Genomic DNA, 19,357 nt, shown 5'->3' on the forward strand with positions numbered 1-19,357 from the left:
AGCGCGGCCTCCCCCGGCGGGCGGCGCGTGAGCGCCGTCACACCTGGCCGTATTGCTGGCCGTGGCGGAGCCAGCGTTCGAGCAGCGGGCTGACATGCTGGGGCCATTGCGCCAGCAGGGTCTGCGCCGCATCGCGCACCGCCGGCAGCAGCTCGGCGTCGCGCATCAGGTCGGCGACCTTGAACTGCAGCAGGCCGGTCTGGCGGGTGCCGAGCATCTCGCCGGGGCCGCGCAGCTCGAGGTCCTTCTCGGCGATGAGGAAACCGTCGCAGGTCTCGCGCATGATCGCCAGGCGCTCGCGGCCCATCTGCGACAGCGGTGCGTGATACAGCAGTACGCAATGGCTGGCCGCGCTGCCGCGACCGACCCGCCCGCGCAACTGGTGCAGCTGGGCGAGGCCGAGCCGCTCGGGGTTCTCGATGATCATCAGGCTGGCGTTGGGCACGTCGACGCCCACTTCGATCACCGTGGTCGCCACCAGCAGCTGCAGCTCGCCCTGCTTGAACGCGGCCATGATCTCGGCCTTCTCGGCCGGCTTCATGCGCCCGTGGATCAGCCCGACACGCACCTCGCCGAGCGCCGCGGTCAGCTCCTCGAAGCTGGTCTCCGCCGCCTGGCAGGTCAGCTCCTCGGATTCCTCGATCAGCGTGCACACCCAGTAGGCCTGGCGTCCCTCGCGGCAGGCGGCGCGAACCCGCTCGACCACTTCCAGGCGGCGGCTGTCGGCGATCACCAGGGTGTTCACCGGCGTGCGCCCCGGCGGCAGCTCGTCGAGGATCGAGGTGTCGAGGTCGGCGTAGGCACTCATCGCAAGCGTCCGCGGGATCGGCGTGGCGGTCATGATCAGCTGGTGCGGGCAGAGCCGCCCGTCGATGCCTTTCTGCCGCAATGCCAGGCGCTGCTGCACGCCGAAGCGGTGCTGCTCGTCGATGATCACCAGCGCCAGGCGGGCGAACTTCACCTCGTCCTGGAACAGCGCATGGGTGCCCACCACCATCGGCGCTTCGCCGGCGATGCGCTGCAGCGCCGCCGCGCGGGCCTTGCCCTTGAGCTTGCCGGCCAGCCAGGCGACCTCGATGCCGAGCGGTTCCAGCCAGCGGCTGAAGTTGATGAAGTGCTGCTCGGCAAGGATCTCCGTGGGCGCCATCAGCGCCACCTGGTAACCCGCCTCCAGCGCCTGCAGCGCGGCCAGCGCGGCGACCACGGTCTTGCCGGCGCCGACATCGCCCTGCACCAGGCGCAGCATCGGCTCGTCCTGGGCCAGGTCATAGGCGATCTCGGCGCCGACCCGGCTCTGCGCGCCGGTGGGCGCGAAGCCGAGGTTGCGCAGGAAGCGCCCGGGCAGCTCGCGCGCCGGCGGCAGGCTCGGCGCCTGTTGCGCGCGTACCGATTCACGCAGGCGCTGCAGCGACAGCTGGTGGGTCAGCAGTTCCTCGAACGCCAGGCGCCGCTGCGCCCAGTGCGCGCCCTCGGCGAGTTCCTCGAGATCGGCATCGGGCGGCGGGCGGTGCAGGTAGCGGATCGCCTCGGCCAGCGGCCCGAGGTGGTGGTCGCGAGCCAGTTCATCGGGCAGCCAGTCCGGCAGGCTGTGCGGCCCGAGACGCGCCAGCGCCTGCTGGCTGAGCTGGCGCAGGCGCTGCTGGGTGAGGCCTTCGGTGGTCGGGTAGATCGGCGTCAGCGTCTGCTCCACCGGCATGTCCTGCGCATCGCTGAGCGCGCGGTACTCCGGGTGGTAGATCTCCAGCCCGGTGGCGCCGGGGCGGACTTCGCCGTAGCAGCGCAGGTGACTGCCGCGCTTGAGGCCGTCCTTCTGCGCCTGACTGAAGTGGAAGAAACGCAGGCTGAGCGTGCCGCTGCCGTCTTGCAGGCGCACCAGCAGGCTGCGGCGGCGCCCCATGACCACGTCGGCACCGGCGACGATGCCTTCGATCACCGCGTCCTGGCCCGGACGCAGCGCGCCGATGGGCGTGACGCGGGTGCGGTCCTGGTAGCGCAAGGGCAGATGGAAGAGAACGTCCTGCAGGTTTTCCAGGCCAACCTTGGCGAGCTTCTCGGCGAGCGCCGCGCCAACGCCCTTGAGCGCGGTCACCGGGACCTGGGCGAGTTCGGTCATGCCGTTTGCACGGCATCCTGCGGGCGCGCGACCGAGCAGAGGCGGATAGAGTCGGCCAGCACTTCGATGGCCTTGGGCCGCGGGAAGCTGGCGCGCCAGGCGATCGCTACGGTGCGCCAGGGTGCGGGTGCCGTCAGCGGACGCACTTCGATCACGCCGGGGGCGTAGTGATGGCTGTCGACGGCGGAGAACGGCAGGATCGATACGCCGAGCCCGGAGGCAACCATGTGGCGGATGGTTTCCAGCGAGCTGGATTCGACCGTGGTGTGCTTGGCCGCTTCCTCGCCCTTGCGCAGGGTCGGGCAGGCTTCCAGCACCTGGTCGCGGAAGCAGTGGCCCTCGCCCAGCAGCAGCAGGCTCTTGTCGTTGAGCAGCTCGCTGTCGATGGTCTTCTTCGCGGTCCACGGATGGCCGGCCGGCATCAGCACATAGAACGGCTCGTCGTACAGTGGCTTGGTCAGCACGTCGGCTTCGTTGAACGGCAGCGCGACGATGATCGCGTCCAGCTCGCCGGTGCGCAGCTTGTCGCGCAGCACGTGGGTGAAGTTTTCCTCGATGTACAGCGGCATCTGCGGGGCGACCCGGTGCAGCTGCGGGATCAGGTGCGGGAACAGGTAGGGACCGACGGTGTAGATGGCGCCGACCTTGAGTGGCGCGGCGAGCTGGTTCTTGCCGGCCTGGGCCAGCTCACGGATGCCCTGAGCCTGCTCGAGCACCTTCTGCGCCTGAGTGACGATGCCCTCGCCGGTCGGCGTCAGGCGCACCGCGCTCTTGCTGCGCTCGAAGATCAGCACGCCGAGTTCGTCTTCGAGTTTCTTCACGCCCACCGACAACGTTGGCTGACTGACATGACAACGATCCGCCGCGCGGCCGAAATGCTGCTCCTGGGCGAGGGTGACGATGTAGCGCAGTTCGGTGAGGGTCATGAGTGTCTTCCATTGAGTGCAGCCAAGCATAACGGCTGCACCCGATGGAACCAACCGCTATGGCCGACGGGCGTCGGCCGCGAATCCCGGAGCCGGCCGGCGACCTCGCGAGTTGGCGTCAGACAAGGCCTGGGCGGCCGGCAATGCCCGGGGCGCGGAGTGATGATCGGTAGCCGCTTCACTCGTCCCTCGGGCCGCGCCGCCGCGCGTTGGCCGCAAGCATGGCCCGGAGGTATCTGGCCGCCCGCTTCACCGCAATCTGGCCGACACGCCGCCGTTGTCAGCTGCGTTTGAGCTCATAGCTCAGCGGCATGATGATCTCGATCGTGCCGTCGTTGAGCAGCTCCGGCGGCGGCTTCGGCAGCGGTTGCGCCTTGCGGATAACTTCGAGCGTGGCGCGGTCGATCAGCCGGTTGCCGGAGCGGCCGACCAGTTCGTAGGCCAGCACGCGGCCTTCGGCGTCGACCGTGAAGCGCAGGCTGTTGGTGCGGATGCCGGGCCTCTCGCCGCGCTTGGCAGCTTCCGGGTATTTCTGGAAGCGCGCCAGTTGCGTCTGCAGCTGGCTCTGCCAGGTCTGCTTGGCCTGCTGCCGGGCGATCGACACGCTCGGCGCTTCGGCTGCAGCGGGCGCGGATGCACGCTCGGTAGGCGCCGGCTCGGCATCTTCCTCGGCTTTCTCCGGGGTAGGCTGCGGCGGCTTGGGCTCCGGCGGTTTTTCCTGGACGGGCTTCGGCTTGGGCTTGACCACCGGCTTGGGCTTGGCCAAGGCGATCGTCGGCTTCGGCGCTTCGACCAGTTTGGGCTCGGGCTCCGGTTCCGGCTCGGGCTCTACCTTCGGCGGCGGGGGCGGCGGCTTCACCGGAGCGGGCTCCAGCTCGACCATCATGGCCGCGGGCGGCAGTTCCACCGGCGGCGTGTGCGGCCGCCAGAACAGCGCCCAGCAGGCCAACCCGACATGCAGCCCGAGCACCAGCAGCAGGCTGACGCCCCACAGCGACAGGATGCGCGATCGACTCATTTTCCGACGGTCTCGAGTCCCACCAGGCCGATCTTCAGGTAGCCGGCGCCGCGCAGGGCGTCCATGACTTCCATCAGGTTGCCGTACTCCACGGCGGTGTCACCCCTGACGAAGATGGTCTTGTCCTTGTCGCCGCCGGTCAGCGCGTCCAGGGTCGCACCGAGCTTCTCCTTGGCGACCGCGTCGTTGCCGACGAACAGGCTCTGGTCTTCCTTGATGCTCAGGTAGATCGGCTTGTCCGGGCGCGGCGCGGGCTTGGCGGTGGAAGCCGGCAAGTCGAGCTTGACGTCCACGGTGGCCAGCGGCGCGGCGACCATGAAGATGATCAGCAGCACCAGCATGACGTCGATGAAGGGGGTGACGTTGATCTCGTGCGACTCGACGAGGTCATCGCCCCCTTCGTTCAGATGCAGGCCCATGGCTCAGCCCACCTTGGCCACGTGCGGCGCCTGGCTGCGTTCGCCCGGCGTCGGCAGATGATCGAGGTCGCGGCTGACCAGCAGCAGGACCTGGGCGGAAGCGTCGGCGACCTGCGCCTTGTAGCCGGTGATGGAGCGGGCGAAGACGTTGTAGATGACCACCGCGGGAATCGCCGCGACCAGGCCCAGCGCGGTCGCCAGCAAGGCTTCGGCGATACCGGGGGCGACCACGGCGAGGTTGGTGGTCTGCGATTTGGCGATGCCGATGAAGCTGTTCATGATGCCCCAGACGGTGCCGAACAGGCCGACGAAGGGTGCCGTGGAACCGATGGTGGCGAGCACGCCGGTGCCCTGGCTCATGTTGCGCCCGCAGGCGGCGACCAGGCGCTCGAGGCGGAAGCTGACGCGCTCCTTGATGCCGTCCTTTTCCCTGCTGCCGGCAGACAGCTGCAGCTCTTCCTGCGCGTCCTCGATCAGCAACTGGCTGAAGCTGTGCTTCACGCGGGCCTGTTCGGCGGCCTGATTGAGCGTGCGCACGCCCTTCAGCTCGACCAGTTCGCGACGCAGCCGGCGCTTGGCGCGCAGCAGCTCCAGGCCCTTGGCGATCCAGATCGTCCAGGTGATCACCGAGGCGATGGCCAGGCCGATCATCACGCCTTTAACGATGACGTCGGCATTCTGGAACATGCCCCAGGGAGACAGGTCGTGCGGCAGGCCGTTTTCCGTCTCGGCGGCGGCCAGTGCCTCGGCGGCGGCATCGCTCGGCGGTGCCGCGGCGTCACCCTGCGGTGCGGCCTGCGCACTAGCGTCGACGGTCGGCTGCTGCGACACGTCGCCCACCGGAGCGGCGTTCTGAGCCGGCACCGTAGCAGCCGCGGGGGCGTTGGCGGTGCCTTCGCTCTGCTGGGCGAAACCGGCGACCGGCGTCAGCAGCAGGCTGAACAACAGGGTACCGAGAATGCGGGACAACGGCTGGGCGCTGGAGAGGGTGGATTTCATGCGGGCCTGACCTGAGAAGAAGACAAAGGCGATTACCGGGCGTTTTGCACGCCGGACCGGAAGGCCTGCCATTATTGCAATTAATTCTTGTTTGTAAACTGAAATGCTTCGCGACCTTACGGTCGCCCGGCTCGGAAAGCGGCGAGGCAGCCGCTATGCTGCTCTTTTTTTGCGGAGCACGCCGATGTCCGAACACCCTTCGCTGCTGATCGCCGGATGCGGGGATATCGGCTGTCGTCTCGGCGAGCGGCTGGCCGCCGCCGGCTGGCTCGTCCACGGCCTGCGACGAAACGTCGCCGCACTGCCGGCGGCGGTGCTTCCAGTCGAGGGCGATCTGGCCGCACCGGACGTACCCCCGCAGTGGCCGGACGCCGCCCCCGACTACGTGGTGTACGCCGCCGCGGCCAGCCAGCATGACGAGGCCGGCTACCGCGCCGCCTACGTCGAGGGCGTGCGCCATCTGCTCGGCTGGCTGCGGCAGCGCAAGCAGCGGCCGCGGCGCCTGCTGTTCGTCTCCAGTACCGGGGTCTATGCCCAACATGACGGCGAATGGGTGGACGAGCGCTCGCCCACCCAGCCAACCGGCTACACCGGCCGGATCATGCTGGAAGCCGAGCGGCTGGCGCTCGCAAGCGGCCATCCGACAAGCGTGGTGCGTATGGCCGGGCTTTACGGGCCGGGCAGTCGCTGGCTGATCGAGCAGGCCCGGCAGGGCTATCAGGCGAGCCGCGAACCGCCGCTGTACGCCAACCGCATCCACCGCGACGACGCCGCCAGCCTGCTGGCGACCCTGCTGCAGGCGGACGCCGCCGGTCAGCCGCTGGACGACTGCTACCTCGGCGTGGACGACACGCCGGCGCCGTTGCACGAGGTGATCGACTGGCTGCGCGAACGCCTTCGGGTCGGCGACGTGCCAGACCAACCGCTGTCGCGGCGCGCCGGCAGCAAGCGCTGCAGCAACGCCCGCGCGCTGGCGCTGGGTTGGCGTCCGGCCTATCCGAGTTACCGCGAAGGCTACGCGGCGATGCTCGACTGAGCCGGCGGCGGCCGCGAGGCATGCATCTTGCTGCGAGGCAAGTACCTTCCTCTGCCGGTCGCCGCCATGCTGCATTCGCACCTGACCACCCTGCACGCGGTCTCCCTGGCCCTCGACATCCTCTGCCAGGACGGCGCGATGAGCCCGGAAACGCTGCTCGCCGGCAGCGGCATACGCCTGCAGGACCTGCAACGCACCGACCTGCGCATCGCCATCGCCCAGGAGCGCCGCGTGTTCCTCAACGCCGTCGCGCAGCGCTGCGACCTCGGCCTGGAGATGGGCCGGCGCATGCACGTGTCGTCCTACGGGTTGCTTGGTTACACCCTGCTGTCAGCCGCCACCCTGGGTGACGCCCTGGAACTGGCGCTCGGCTACCCGGCGCTGCTCGGCACGCTGTTCGAGCTGCGTCTGCGCGACGAGGGTGACATGGTCTGGATGGAGGCCGGCGGCTACCGCGAGCTGCCCGAGCTCGAGGTGTTCAACGTCGAGTTCTGCCTGGCCTCGCTGAAGCTGATCTGCGATGACCTCCTCGGCCAGCCGCTGCCGTTGCTCGGCGCGTGTTTCCAGCACGCCTCGCCCGCCTATAACGCGCTCTACGCGCACAACTTCCCCTGCCCGGTGCACTTCGAAGCCAGTCGCAACGCCTTCGGCTTCGCGCGCCACTGGCTCGAACGCCGCCTGCCGTTGGCCGATGCGGTGACCCACCGCGACATGCTCGAACGCAGCCGCCAGCTCAACCGCGAATTCGCCTGCCGCCAGGCGCTGATCAGCCGTGCCCGCCAGGTGCTCGCCGACGCCCTGCCGCGAGCGCCCGGTCTGGAGGAACTGGCGCGTCAGCTGCACTGCTCGCCGCGCAGCCTGCGCCGCCACCTGCAGGACGCCGGCACCTGCTACCAGGCGCTGCTCGACGAGCTGCGCTACGAACATGCGCGACAGCTGCTGGAACAGGAGCGCCTGCCGATCCACCGCATCGCCGAAGCCATGGGCTACAGCGAGACGGCGAGCTTCCGGCACGCCTTCCAGCGCTGGAGCGGAACCACGCCGAGCCGCTTCCGGCATCCCGCGGCGGCCGGCTGACCAGCACCGCCGCGCACCGGGAGAGGGCAGCCGCGGCCCCATCCTGTGGCCACATCGATCCCTTTTTGGCCGTTCCGCACGTTTCCTCGCGCGCCCAATCACCGGACACTGGAACGCAGCCATCGCCGGGAGAACGACACCATGCTGACCGTCTATAGCGACGACCACCGCCTGCACCACGGCCGCTGCGAACTGATCGACGGCGAGTTGAAGCCGTGCTTCGAAATGCCCTCGCGCGCCGACCACGTGCTGCAGCGCGTGCGCCAGCAGAACCTCGGCGAGGTGATCGCCCCCACCGACTTCGGCCGCGCGCCGATCGAACGCATCCACGACCGCGCCTACCTGGAATTCTTCGAGGGCGCCTGGGCACGCTGGGCGGCGATGGGCCGACCGGGCGACCTGATGCCCTTCACCTGGCCGGCGCGCACCCTGCGCGGGGTGATACCGGACAACCTGCACGGCCAGCTCGGCTACTACAGCTTCGACGGTGGCGCACCGATCACCGCCGGCACCTGGCAGGCCGCCTGGAGCGCCGCACAGGTCGCCCTGACCGGGCACCAGCACCTGGCCGGCGGCGCCCGCAGCGCCTTCGCCCTGTGCCGTCCGCCGGGCCACCATGCCGCGGCCGACCTGATGGGCGGCTACTGCTACCTGAACAACATCGCCATCGCCGCCCAGGCCTTCCTCGACGCCGGCTGCAAGCGCGTCGCCATCCTCGACGTCGACTATCACCACGGCAACGGCACCCAGTCGATCTTCTATGGGCGCGACGACGTGCTGTTCACCTCGATCCATGGCGATCCGCGCTTCGAGTTTCCGTTCTTCCTCGGCTATGCCGACGAAACCGGCGAAGGCGCCGGTGAGGGCTTCAACCTGAACCTGCCGCTACCCGCCGGCAGCGCCTGGGCCGCCTGGGGCGCGGCGCTGGACAGTGCCTGCGAGCGGATCGCCGCCTACGGCGCCGAGGTGGTGCTGGTGTCGCTGGGCGTGGACACCTTCAAGGAAGACCCCATCTCGCAGTTCAAGCTGGACAGCCCGGACTACCTGCGCATGGGCGAACGCATCGCGCGTCTCGGCAAACCGACGCTGTTCGTCATGGAGGGCGGCTACGCGGTGGAGGAAATCGGCATCAATGCGGTGAATGTGCTGGAAGGTTTCGAAGGCGCCTGAGCACAGGCGGCGATTCGATGTTGGGAGTTCATTTCATTAGGGGGAAGAACATGAAGAAGATCCATCGCCTGCTCGGCAGCGCGATCTGCGCTGCGACCCTGCTGGCCGGCGCGGCACACGCCGCCGAACGTGAACTGCGCGTCTACAACTGGGCGGACTACATCCTTCCGCAGACCCTCAAGGACTTCCAGCAGGGCAGCGGCATCAAGCTGATCTGGGACACCTTCGATACCAACGAGGCGCTCGAAGCCAAGCTGCTAACCGGCAATTCCGGCTACGACCTGGTGGTACCGTCCAACCAGTTCCTCGAAACCCAGATCAAGGCCGGCGTGTTCCAGAAACTCGACAAGAGCAAGCTGCCGAACTGGAAGCACCTGGACCCGGCGCTGCTCAAGCTGCTCGACTCCAATGACCCGGGCAACCAGTACGGCGTGCCCTACATGTACGGCACCGTGCTAATCGGCTTCAACCCGGCCAAGGTCAAGGCCGCGCTGGGCGACGACGCGCCGGTGGACAGCTGGGACCTGGTGTTCAAGCCGGAGAACATGGAGAAGCTCAAGGCCTGCGGCGTGGCGATGCTCGACTCGCCGACCGAAATCCTGCCGATCGCCCTGCACTACCTGGGCCTCGACCCCAACAGCACTAACCCGGATGACTACAGGAAGGTCACCGAGCTGATGCTCAAGGTCCGTCCCTACGTCACCTATTTCCACTCGGCGAAGTACATGACCGACATCGCCAACGGCGACATCTGCGTCGCGGTGGGCTACTCGGGGAGCTTCTACCAGTTCGGCAACCGGGCCAAGGAAGCGGGCAACGGCGTGGTGGTCGACTGGCGCCTGCCGAAGGAAGGCGCGCCGATCTGGTTCGATACCTTCGCCATTCCGAAGAGCGCGAAGAACGTCGAGGAAGCCCACGCCTTCCTCAACAACCTGCTCGATCCGAAGGTGATCGCGCCGATCAGCGATTTCCTCGGCTACCCGAACCCGAACGCCGACTCGATGCCGCTGGTGAGCAAGGAGATCAGCGAGAACGTCGGACTGACGCCCACCGCCGACGCGCAGAAGACGCTTTACACGGTCAGCCCGCTGCCGGCGAAGGCCGAACGCGAGCGCACCCGCGCCTGGACCAAGATCAAGTCCGGCACCTGAAGGTTTTCGACGCCCAAAAAAAACCGGCCAGTGGCCGGTTTTTTCGTTCTGCCGCCATCATTCGCCGCGGATGTAACCCTCGAGGTGCTGGATCAGGCTTTCCTGCTCGGCATTGATCTCCTTCACCAGGTCGCCGATCGACAGCAGGCCGATCAGCCGCCCTTCCTCGATCACCGGCAGATGGCGCAGGTGGCGCTCGGTCATCAGCTGCATGCATTCCTTGATGTCCTGGCGCGGATCGACGGTGATCACCGCCGAGGTCATGATCGCGCTGACCGGCGTACCGATCGAGGAACGCCCCTGCAGCACCACTTTGCGCGCGTAATCACGCTCGCTGACGATGCCCACGAGGCGGCCGTCGACATCGGTGACCGGCAGCGCGCCGACATTCTTCTCCGCCATCTGCCGGAGCGCGTCGAGCACGGTGTCCTCGGGCGCGATGGTGTGGATGCTCTGGATCTGTTTGCCCTTGAGAATTTGCGCAACGCTTTTCATCGGATTCCCCCTGTTCTCGCCCACGCCGGCGGCTGGCTGTATTGGTCATAGCATTCCGTAGCCAGCGCGCCAGTTCAAAGCGACATAACGCATCGACGCGATTGAGAAAATTCGCGTACGCGCTCCAAACACAGGAGGTCAGCCGTGTCGGCGGCTCAGCGCGCCGCGCGGTAGGCCTTCTTCAGCGCGGTCAGATCGTCGGGACTGCAGAGGCTCGGCGTGGCGCCGGTCATGTCGTAGCAACGCTGCCCGAAGCCCATCGGCCAGTAGATGATCGCGAAGGGCGGCCAGAAGATCGAAGCCGGGCGGAAGCGCGCGCGCAGACGGCCGCGCTCGGTAGAGCCGGTGGCGCTGGTCAGCGTATAGGGCACGCCGCCGGCGCGATTCCAGAAGAACGGCCGAACCTTGATCAGACCCTGGTGGTACTGCTGGGGACGCCCGTCGATGGCGAGGGTGCTCTGCTCGGGCAACTTGAACCAGGCCTTGGTGGAGCAGGCACTGGTGAGAAGGGCGAGGCAAAGCAACAGGGCGATGCGCAGGAAGGACATGCGGACAATTCCTTTTGTGGGGACGGGAAATGCCGGGGTCCAGCCCGGCGGGCGCGGAGTATACCGATGGCATTCCGGCGCACAAGAAAAAGGGAGCCCAAAGGCTCCCTTTTCATACCCGGCAGTTGTCAGCCTTCGATTTCCACCAGCACTTCGCCCGGATTGACGCGGTCGCCCTTGACCACGTGCACCGCCTTGACGGTACCGGCGATGGGCGCCTGCACCTCGGTTTCCATCTTCATCGCCTCGGTGATCAGCACGGCCTGGCCGGCCTTGACCGTGTCGCCTTCCTTGACCAGCACGTCGACGATGTTGCCCGGCATGCTGGTGCTCACGTCGCCCGGCGCGCTGGCCTGCTTGCGGCCGCCGTCGGCGCCGGCGACGTAGTCGTTGAGCGCCTCGAACACCACTTCTTCGGGCATGCCGTCGATGGACAGGTAGAAGTGCCGCTTGCCGCTGCCCTTGACGCCGACGCCGGTGATGTCGACGCGGTAGCTCTCGCCGTGGACGTCGATGACGAACTCGGTGGGCACGCCCTTGCCGCTCACCGGTGCCACGCCGCCGGCTTCCGGAATCGGCAGCAGCGCTTCGGGAACCAGGTTGCCGGCTTCACGCTCCTCGAGGAACTTGCGGCCGATGTCGGGGAACATCGCGTAGGTCAGCACGTCCTCTTCGCTCTTGGCCAGCGCACCGATTTCCTTGCGCAGCTTGTCCAGCTCCGGCGCAATCAGGTCGGCCGGGCGCACGTCGATGACCTCCTCGTTGCCGATCGCCAGGTGCCGCAGCTTGTCGTCGACCACGCCCGGCGCCGTGCCGTAACGGCCCTGCAGGTACAGCTTCACCTCGTTGGTGATGGTCTTGTAGCGCTCGCCGGCGAGTACGTTGAACACCGCCTGGGTGCCGACGATCTGCGAGGTGGGCGTCACCAGCGGCGGGTAGCCGAGGTCCTTGCGCACCTTCGGGATTTCCTCGAAGACCTCGTTGATGCGGTTCAGCGCGCCCTGCTCCTTGAGCTGGTTGGCGAGGTTGGAAATCATCCCGCCGGGCACCTGGTTGACCTGCACACGGGTGTCGACGCCGGTGAATTCGCTCTCGAACTGGTGGTACTTCTTGCGGATCGCGTAGAAGTACACGCCGATCTCCTGGATCAGCGCCAGGTCGAGGCCGGTGTCGTAGGGACTGCCGCGCAGCGCGGCGACCATCGATTCGGTGCCCGGATGGCTGGTGCCCCAGGCCATGCTGGAGATGGCGGTGTCGATGTGGTCGGCGCCGCTCTCGATGGCCTTGAGCTGGCACATGCTGGCGACGCCGGCCGTGTCGTGGGAATGGATGAACACCGGCAGCGGGGAGGCGTCCTTGAGCGCCTTGACCAGGTCGCCGGTGGCGAACGGCGTCAGCAGGCCGGCCATGTCCTTGATCGCGATGGAGTCCACGCCCATCGCTTCCATGGCCTTGGCCTGGGCGACGAAGGCGTCGACCGTGTGCACCGGGCTGGTGGTGTAGCAGAGCGTGCCCTGGGCGTGCTTGCCGGATTTCTTCACCGCGCGGATCGCGGTTTCCAGGTTGCGCACGTCGTTCATCGCGTCGAACACGCGGAACACGTCGATGCCGCGGGCGGCGGCCTTGGCGACGAACGCCTCGACCACGTCGTCGCTGTAGTGGCGATAGCCGAGCAGGTTCTGCCCGCGCAGGAGCATCTGCAGGCGCGTGTTGGGCAGTGCCTCGCGCAGCTGGCGCAGGCGCTCCCACGGGTCTTCCTTGAGGAAGCGCACGCAGGCGTCGAAGGTGGCGCCGCCCCAGACTTCCAGCGACCAGTAGCCGACGCGGTCGAGCTTCTCGCAGATCGGCAGCATGTCTTCGGTGCGCATGCGCGTGGCGAGCAGCGACTGATGGGCGTCGCGCAGGATGGTATCGGTGACCGTGATCTTCTTGCTCATCTCTGATTCTCCCTCTGGCCGCTGATCCGCGGCGACCCGGCCCAGGCCGGGCACGATTCGTTAAAGCCCGGCGTGGGCGGCGATGGCGGCGGCGATGGCCAGGGCCAGCTCGCCCGGCTTGCGCTTGATCGAGTAGTTCAGCAGCTCCGGATGGTTGTCGACGAAGCTGGTGTTGAACTGGCCGCTGCGGAATTCCGGGTCTTCGAGAATCTGCTGGTAGTAGGTGGCGGTGGTCTTGACCCCCTGCAGGCGCATGTCGTCCAGCGCCCGCGAACCGCGCGCCAGCGCCTCCTCCCAGGTCAGCGCCCAGACAATCAGCTTCAGGCACATGGAGTCGTAGTACGGCGGGATGGTGTAGCCGGTGTAGATCGCCGTATCGGTACGCACGCCGGGGCCGCCGGGCGCGTAGTAGCGGGTGATCTTGCCGAAGCTGGGCAGGAAGTTGTTGCGCGGCTCCTCGGCGTTGATGCGGAACTGCAGGGCGAAGCCGCGGTACTGGATGTCCTCCTGCTTCACCGACAGCTGCAGCCCGGAGGCGATGCAGATCTGCTCGCGGACGATGTCGATGCCGGTGATTTCCTCGGTGATGGTGTGTTCCACCTGCACCCGGGTGTTCATCTCCATGAAGTACACCTCGCCGTCGGCGAGCAGGAACTCCACGGTCCCGGCGTTCTCGTAGCCCACCGCCTTGGCCGCGCGCACCGCCAGGTCGCCGATGTAGGCACGCTGCTCGGGGGTGAGCTGCGGGCTCGGGGCGATCTCGATGAGCTTCTGGTTGCGCCGCTGGATCGAGCAGTCACGCTCGAACAGGTGCACGGTGTTGCCGAAGGAGTCGGCGAGGATCTGCGCCTCGATGTGCTTGGGCTCGACGATGCACTTCTCGAGGAACACCTCGGCCGAACCGAACGCCTTGGTCGCCTCGGAAATCACCCGCGGGAAGTTCTGCTCCAGCTCCTCGCGCGAGTTGCAACGGCGAATGCCGCGCCCGCCGCCGCCGGAGGTGGCCTTGAGCATCACCGGATAACCGATGCGCTCGCCTTCGCGCAGTGCTTCGGCAAGGTCGGCGACGTTGCCCTCGGTGCCCGGCGTGACCGGCACGCCGGCCTTGATCATGCTGCGCCGCGCTTCGGTCTTGTCGCCCATGCGGCGGATCACCGAGGCCGACGGACCGATGAAGCGAATGCCCCGCTCCACGCAGATTTCCGCCAGCTCGGCGTTCTCCGAGAGAAAGCCATAGCCGGGATGCAGTGCATCGCAGCCGGTTTCCACCGCCAGGTTGACCAGCTTGCGCGGGTTCAGATAGCCGGCCAGCGGATCATCGCCGATGAAATGCGCCTCGTCCGCGCGCTTGACGTGCAACGCCATGCGGTCGGCTTCGGAGTAGACGGCCACCGAACGGATGCCCATCTCGGCGCAGGCGCGCACGATACGGACGGCAATCTCTCCGCGGTTGGCGATCAGGATTTTCTTGATCACGCGTGTCTTCCTCGACCCAGTGAACAGATGCCCAGCGTGTGGGCGGCGTGCGACCGGACTTCATGTAGCGGCCTTGCGGCAACACTACGCCGGATCACCGATCAGCAAAAATCAATAATTGTTGGGTCAGCTATTAGGAATGACTTATCTTTCTGCTCGTTCGAGCAACCGGTAATCCCCAACGCGGCGCGAAAGAGGTCGGAATAGATGCGTAAGTCCTTGATGCGCATGACGTTGCGCCAACTCCAGGTATTCAACGCGGTGTGCGACACGCGCTCCTACAGCCGCGCCGCGGAGGAAATGTCGCTGAGCCAGCCGGCGGTGAGCCTGCAGATTCGTCAGTTGGAAGAGCTGATCGGCCAGCCGCTGTTCGACTACGTGAGCAAGAAGCTCTACCTCACCGATGCGGCGGAAGCGCTCAAGCGCGCCAGCCTGGACATCTTCGGGCGCCTGGAAAGCCTCGACATGCAGCTGTCCGACCTGCAGGGCTCGCTGCAGGGCCAGCTCAAACTGGCGGTGGAATCCTCGGCGAAATACTTCGTGCCGCACCTGTTCGCCGCATTTCGCGAGAGCCATCCGGAAGTCAGCCTGCAACTGGTGGTGATCAACCATGTCCAGGCGGTGCGTCGGCTGTCGGCCAATCGCGACGACCTGCTGATCATGTCCCAGGTGCCGCAGGACGGCTCCCTGGAATTCCTGCCGTTCCTCGACAACCCGATCGTCGCCGTGGCTCCGGCCGGGCATCCGCTGTGCGCCGAGGCCTCACTGACGCTGCAGGACCTGACGCCCTGGCCGCTGTTGATCCGCGAAACCGGCTCCGGCACACGCCAGGCCTGCGAGGACTACTTCCACCAGAAGCGCGCGCACTTCGCCCAGACCCTGGAGCTGAGCTCCACCGAGGCGCAACGCGAAGCGGTGATCGCCGGGCTCGGCCTGGCGTTGCTGCCCCGCCACGCGGTGCGCCGCGAGCTGGAAGGCGGCCTGCTGCGCGAGCTGCCGGTGCGCGAACTGCCGCTGATGCACAGCTGGTGCCTGGTGCACCCGCGCGGCAAGTACCTCTCGCCGGTGGCGCAGACCTTCTTCGCCTTCGTCCGCGGCGAACGGGCGAGGATCAGTGCGCTGGCGGCGCGCTTCGGCGGTCGTCCAGCGAACCGCTGAGGGCGTTGAGGGCAATCAGGTCGGGGTAGGCATCGAGTTCCTGTTGCAGCAGGCGCTGCTCGGAATAAGCCTCGATGGCGCGGCGGAATTCCATGCGCCGCTGGTCGAGCTGCTTGCGGCGGTTCTTGCTGTCGAGGGTGGAGGGCTGACTGAGCATTGCTGGTACTCCCCTTGGACGAGTGGAGCACCAGTATCCTGCGTGCAAATGACGGTTTGGCGACAGCGCGGACGCCTCAGCGCGTCAGAATGAGCCCGTCCAGCTCATCGCCACCCAACGCGCGGGCTGCTGGCCTTCGCTGGTGGCGTTGAACAGCAGCGCTACCCGGTTCTCCTGCATCCGCCAGGCGGCGCCGAGCTGGGCACGCACCCAGGCGCGGTCGTCCGAAGCCTGTTGCAGGCTGAAACGCTGCGCTCCCCAGTAGGCGTCGATGTCATCGGCGTCATCCTGCACCCGACGAACGCCTTCGAAGCCGGCCAGCAACTCGAGATGGTCGGCCAGCGGATACCGGGCGTTCAGGCCCAGGCGCATTTCCGAGACGGCCTGCTCGCGCGTGGCCAGCGACATCGCCTGGCTGCCGCCCTTCTCGTCATACGACGAAACCCGCGCCTGCACGTAGTTCAGGTCCGCATAGGGCGACAGTTCCACCCCCATCGGCTGCCACAGGCGCTCCCAGTCCAGGCGCGCGCGCAACGCCCAGGTATCGACCTTGGGGTCGGCGCTGGACGTCTCGGCGCCGAGAAGAGTCGAGTACTCGCGGCGGGTATCGGCTTCGCCATGGTTGTAGTACGCCGTCAGCGTCGACCACAGATTCGGCGACACGGCCGCCACCGGCGCGATGAATTCCAGCAGCAGATACTCACCGCGCTGTTTGACGGAGCCGGGGCCCGCATGACCGTCCTGCGCGCGGGTCTTGCCGACAGCGAGACCCAACTGGGCACCGCTCTCGGTCAGGCGCTGGCATCCACCCACCTCCGCGGCGCCGCCGGTGTCGCCGGTGCCGCTCAGGTCATCGCCACCCCAGTCACCCGCCAGCCAGGCGCAGTTCTGCTTGCCGGGCGCGACGCGCATATCCAGCGGATGGCCGTGGTTCCCGCTCAGCACCAGGACCGCCGAATCGATCGCCAGGCTGGAGACTCCGCTGGCCTGCCGGCGCAGCCCGTCGAGCGCGCCCGGCTGCACCTGGACCTGCACCTGCACGAGATGCAGCGTCGATTCCTTCTGGATGTTGTAGTCGGCAAGCGTGCGTCCGTCCTCGAGCTGTTTGCCGGCGAAGATCAGTTTCTGCTGCTCCGGCGCGACACCCTCCTTTTCCTGGATTTTCGCCTTGAGGTCCTCGATGGTGTCGTTCGGCTCGACCTCCAGTGCGATGGTCTTGCCGGTCAGCGTCTTGACGAAAATCTGCATGGCGAACGCAGGCGTGGCCAGGCCGCACACCAACACCATCAGCAGGGCGCGCAGGGGGAGAGAACGCTTGAGAACGTGAGGCATGGGGCGGCATCCGGGGGCGAAATCAGCAGAGCCGCGCACGGTAGCAAAGTGACAGCATCAGAGCCAGAACAAAGGTTCTGACTATTCGCCCTGCTGCTTCGTCGTCTTCGGCGACAGGCGCAGGCTTCTCAGGCTGCGCTTCACGCTCTTCAGATGGTTCACCAACGCCGGGCCGCGCGCCATCGCCACGCCCATGGCGAGCACGTCGATCACCACCAAGTGGGCGATGCGCGAGGTCAGCGGGGTGTAGATCTCGGTGTCTTCCTGCACATCGATGGCCAGGTTGACGGTCGCCAGGTCGGCCAGCGGCGTCTGGCTCGGGCACAGGGTGATGAGCGTGGCGCCGCTCTCGCGAACCACGTTGGCGGTGATCAGCAGGTCCTTGGAGCGCCCGGACTGCGAGATGCACACGGCCACGTCAGTGGGCTTGAGCGTCACCGCCGACATCGCCTGCATATGCGGGTCCGAGTAAGCGGCAGCGGTCAGCAGCAGGCGGAAGAACTTGTGCTGCGCGTCCGCCGCCACCGCCCCGGATGCGCCGAAACCGTAGAACTCCACGCGCTGCGCCTGCGCACAGGCGGAGATGGCGCGCTGCAGCGCCTGCGGATCGAGGTGCTCGCGCACTTCCATCAGCGTGTGCAGCGTGGTGTCGAAGATCTTCAGGCTGAAGTCGGTGACCGAGTCGTCCTCATGGATCGCGAACTGGCCGAAGCTGGCGCCGGCGGCCAGGCTTTGCGCCAGCTTCAGCTTGAGGTCCTGGAAACCGTTGCAGCCGATGGCGCGGCAGAAGCGCACGATGGTCGGTTCACTGATGCCGACGTCATGGGCCAGATCAGCCATGGAACTGTGCATCACGGCGGCTGGATCGAGCAGCACGTGGTCGGCGACCTTGAGTTCCGATTTACGCAGGAGATGACGGGATTGGGCGATGTGCTGCAACAGGTTCACAGGCAGGACTCGTTCGGGATCGGGTGGTCGGGGCTGTAGTGACCTTGTAGTTATACTACATGAAAAGCCTTCGCGCCCAGTCGCGGTGCGGCTTTCATCTGTGTAGTGCGCGTTCCTTCGCCGCTCTCCGCGCCTGCGCAGCTTCCTGCGCAGGCGGGGTGCTGCCAGCGCTCCGCCGAACCCGCCAGGCGCCGTGGGCCGCGCGTATCCGGCCATTGCGCAACGCCCTGCCGGGGATTCGGCAGAGGTTTGCGCAGCTGGAGCGGGCTTCGCCGTCGGCAAAAACTCTGTTTCGCCGCACGAATCCACAAGCGGCTGATAAAGCTCGATATTTCCTCGCCTGGCACGTTTTTCGTTAGAGCAGCTGCTCCCGGGCCAACCGGTCCATGACAGCAAGGAGAGCACTCATGCCAACCCCCGCGTACCTGTCCCTCGAAGGCACCAAGCAGGGCCTGATCACCGCCGGCACCTTCACCGAGGACTCGGTGGGCAACATCTTCCAGGAAGGCCACGAGGACCAGATCCTGGTCCAGGCCTTCAACCACCAGGTGATCATTCCGCGCGACCCGCAGTCCGGCCAGCCGACCGGCCAGCGCGTGCACAAGCCGCTGATGATCACCAAGGTTTTCGACAAATCCTCGCCGCTGATCTTCAACTCGCTGACCTCCGGCGAGCGCCTGAGCAAGTGCCGCCTGGAGTGGTACCGCACCTCCTCCACCGGCACTCAGGAGCACTACTTCACCATCGAGCTGGAGGACGCGGTGATCGTCGACGTGCAGTCGCGGATGCCGAACTGCCAGGACCCCAACCTGTCGCACTTTACCCATCTCGAAGACGTCTATTTCACCTACCGCAAGATCGTCTGGACCCATGAAGTGTCCGGCACCTCGGGCTCCGACGACTGGCGCACGCCGATCGCCGCCTGAATCCGCTCGCCGGGGCATGGACTGCCCTGGCACCTTTTCCGGCGCGCTCTGCTCGCCCAGCGAGGCTTACACGCAGAGCGTCCTTCGCATCACCGGGAGACAGGGAATGTTCGCAGCGGCCAACACCGCGCACTTCACACTGAGCCTCGAAGGCCAGGCGCACGACCTGCAGGTGCTCGCGTTCCAGGGTCGCGAGGCGCTTTCCACGCCCTATGCCTTCGACCTGGAACTGGTCAGCGAGCATCCGGACCTGGAGCTGGAGTCCTTCCTGCACACACCCGCGTTCCTGGCCTTTTCACACGCCGGCGGCGGCATCCACGGGCTGGTCCGGAGCATCGCCCAGGGCGAGTCCGGCAAGCGCCTGACCCGCTATCGGATGACCCTGGTGCCGCAGTTGGCGTACCTGGCCTACCGGATCAACCAGCGCATCTTCCAGCACCTGAGCGTGCCGCAGATCGTCGCCCAGGTGCT

19 protein-coding genes are annotated in these 19,357 nt (G+C 66.9%); 7 read left to right on the plus strand and 12 right to left on the minus strand.

Annotated features, from left to right (window positions below; genetic code table 11):
- Nucleotides 1–37: 37 nt before the first annotated feature.
- From recG to exbB, 5 genes are all read right to left on the minus strand, one after another.
- Nucleotides 38–2,113: an ATP-dependent DNA helicase RecG gene (gene recG, locus B3E91_RS07655; RefSeq protein WP_273234837.1), complete on the minus strand. Its 2,076-nt coding sequence runs from the start codon at nucleotides 2,111–2,113 to the stop codon at nucleotides 38–40.
- Nucleotides 2,110–3,039, minus strand: a complete 930-nt coding sequence (locus tag B3E91_RS07660; RefSeq protein WP_090224735.1) for a hydrogen peroxide-inducible genes activator — start codon at nucleotides 3,037–3,039, stop codon at nucleotides 2,110–2,112. Before B3E91_RS07660 ends, recG begins: the two co-directional genes overlap by 4 nt.
- Nucleotides 3,040–3,319: 280 nt before the next feature.
- Nucleotides 3,320–4,057: a TonB family protein gene (locus B3E91_RS07665; RefSeq protein ID WP_287028946.1), complete on the minus strand. Its 738-nt coding sequence runs from the start codon at nucleotides 4,055–4,057 to the stop codon at nucleotides 3,320–3,322.
- Entirely contained in the window at nucleotides 4,054–4,476 is a 423-nt protein-coding gene (exbD, locus tag B3E91_RS07670; protein WP_090224732.1) for a TonB system transport protein ExbD, read from the minus strand. Before exbD ends, B3E91_RS07665 begins: the two co-directional genes overlap by 4 nt.
- Before the next feature lie 3 nt (nucleotides 4,477–4,479).
- Nucleotides 4,480–5,475 carry a tonB-system energizer ExbB gene (gene exbB, locus B3E91_RS07675; protein ID WP_287028947.1) on the minus strand — a complete coding sequence of 332 codons (996 nt, stop codon included), beginning with the start codon at nucleotides 5,473–5,475 and terminating at the stop codon, nucleotides 4,480–4,482.
- Nucleotides 5,476–5,659: 184 nt separating this feature from the next.
- Between exbB and B3E91_RS07680 the strand changes: the two genes are divergently transcribed.
- The 4 genes from B3E91_RS07680 (at nucleotide 5,660) to B3E91_RS07695 (ending at nucleotide 9,909) form a co-directional block, all read left to right on the plus strand.
- Complete coding sequence (locus B3E91_RS07680; protein ID WP_287028948.1) at nucleotides 5,660–6,511, plus strand: NAD-dependent epimerase/dehydratase family protein; 852 nt, start codon at nucleotides 5,660–5,662, stop codon at nucleotides 6,509–6,511.
- 66 nt (nucleotides 6,512–6,577) lie between these two features.
- Nucleotides 6,578–7,588, plus strand: a complete 1,011-nt coding sequence (locus tag B3E91_RS07685) for an AraC family transcriptional regulator (RefSeq protein ID WP_287028949.1) — start codon at nucleotides 6,578–6,580, stop codon at nucleotides 7,586–7,588.
- A gap of 141 nt (nucleotides 7,589–7,729) precedes the next feature.
- Nucleotides 7,730–8,758, plus strand: coding sequence for a histone deacetylase family protein (locus B3E91_RS07690; RefSeq protein WP_287028950.1), 1,029 nt, complete (start codon nucleotides 7,730–7,732; stop codon nucleotides 8,756–8,758).
- A 50-nt stretch (nucleotides 8,759–8,808) separates the two neighbouring features.
- Complete coding sequence (locus B3E91_RS07695; RefSeq protein ID WP_287028951.1) at nucleotides 8,809–9,909, plus strand: polyamine ABC transporter substrate-binding protein; 1,101 nt, start codon at nucleotides 8,809–8,811, stop codon at nucleotides 9,907–9,909.
- A gap of 57 nt (nucleotides 9,910–9,966) precedes the next feature.
- Here B3E91_RS07695 and B3E91_RS07700 read toward each other — a convergent pair whose 3' ends face one another.
- The 4 genes from B3E91_RS07700 to B3E91_RS07715 all read right to left on the minus strand — a co-directional run bounded on the left by B3E91_RS07700 (nucleotide 9,967) and on the right by B3E91_RS07715 (nucleotide 14,365).
- On the minus strand, nucleotides 9,967–10,404 hold the full coding sequence (locus B3E91_RS07700; protein ID WP_090224725.1) for a CBS domain-containing protein: 438 nt from the start codon (nucleotides 10,402–10,404) through the stop codon (nucleotides 9,967–9,969).
- A 155-nt stretch (nucleotides 10,405–10,559) separates the two neighbouring features.
- Nucleotides 10,560–10,952, minus strand: a complete 393-nt coding sequence (locus B3E91_RS07705; RefSeq protein WP_287028952.1) for a hypothetical protein — start codon at nucleotides 10,950–10,952, stop codon at nucleotides 10,560–10,562.
- A 128-nt stretch (nucleotides 10,953–11,080) separates the two neighbouring features.
- A complete protein-coding gene (oadA, locus tag B3E91_RS07710; RefSeq protein ID WP_287028953.1) occupies nucleotides 11,081–12,889 on the minus strand; it encodes a sodium-extruding oxaloacetate decarboxylase subunit alpha in 1,809 nt (602 codons plus the stop codon).
- A 60-nt stretch (nucleotides 12,890–12,949) separates the two neighbouring features.
- Nucleotides 12,950–14,365 carry an acetyl-CoA carboxylase biotin carboxylase subunit gene (locus tag B3E91_RS07715; RefSeq protein ID WP_287028954.1) on the minus strand — a complete coding sequence of 472 codons (1,416 nt, stop codon included), beginning with the start codon at nucleotides 14,363–14,365 and terminating at the stop codon, nucleotides 12,950–12,952.
- A gap of 207 nt (nucleotides 14,366–14,572) precedes the next feature.
- Here B3E91_RS07715 and B3E91_RS07720 point away from each other — a divergent pair, with 207 nt between their 5' ends.
- Nucleotides 14,573–15,523 (plus strand): LysR family transcriptional regulator, encoded by a 951-nt coding sequence (locus B3E91_RS07720; protein ID WP_287028955.1) that lies wholly within the window; start codon nucleotides 14,573–14,575, stop codon nucleotides 15,521–15,523.
- On the opposite strand, the gene B3E91_RS07725 is transcribed toward B3E91_RS07720, so the two are convergent.
- The 3 genes from B3E91_RS07725 to hexR all read right to left on the minus strand — a co-directional run bounded on the left by B3E91_RS07725 (nucleotide 15,477) and on the right by hexR (nucleotide 17,960).
- Nucleotides 15,477–15,680, minus strand: coding sequence for a PA3496 family putative envelope integrity protein (locus tag B3E91_RS07725; protein WP_090224717.1), 204 nt, complete (start codon nucleotides 15,678–15,680; stop codon nucleotides 15,477–15,479). The genes B3E91_RS07720 and B3E91_RS07725 overlap by 47 nt on opposite strands.
- An 84-nt stretch (nucleotides 15,681–15,764) precedes the next feature.
- A complete protein-coding gene (locus tag B3E91_RS07730) occupies nucleotides 15,765–17,012 on the minus strand; it encodes a ubiquitin-like protein (protein ID WP_287028958.1) in 1,248 nt (415 codons plus the stop codon).
- Nucleotides 17,013–17,093: 81 nt separating this feature from the next.
- Nucleotides 17,094–17,960, minus strand: a complete 867-nt coding sequence (gene hexR, locus B3E91_RS07735) for a transcriptional regulator HexR (RefSeq protein WP_090224714.1) — start codon at nucleotides 17,958–17,960, stop codon at nucleotides 17,094–17,096.
- A gap of 407 nt (nucleotides 17,961–18,367) precedes the next feature.
- Here hexR and B3E91_RS07740 point away from each other — a divergent pair, with 407 nt between their 5' ends.
- Entirely contained in the window at nucleotides 18,368–18,886 is a 519-nt protein-coding gene (locus B3E91_RS07740) for an Hcp family type VI secretion system effector (RefSeq protein ID WP_090224712.1), read from the plus strand.
- A 106-nt stretch (nucleotides 18,887–18,992) separates the two neighbouring features.
- A partial coding sequence (locus B3E91_RS07745; RefSeq protein WP_287028959.1) for a contractile injection system protein, VgrG/Pvc8 family occupies nucleotides 18,993–19,357 on the plus strand: 365 nt, incomplete at its 3' end.

The sequence above is a fragment of the Pseudomonas sp. UBA6310 genome, from assembly GCF_002438225.1.
In the GTDB taxonomy this organism is placed as follows: Bacteria; Pseudomonadota; Gammaproteobacteria; order Pseudomonadales; family Pseudomonadaceae; genus Pseudomonas_O; species Pseudomonas_O kuykendallii.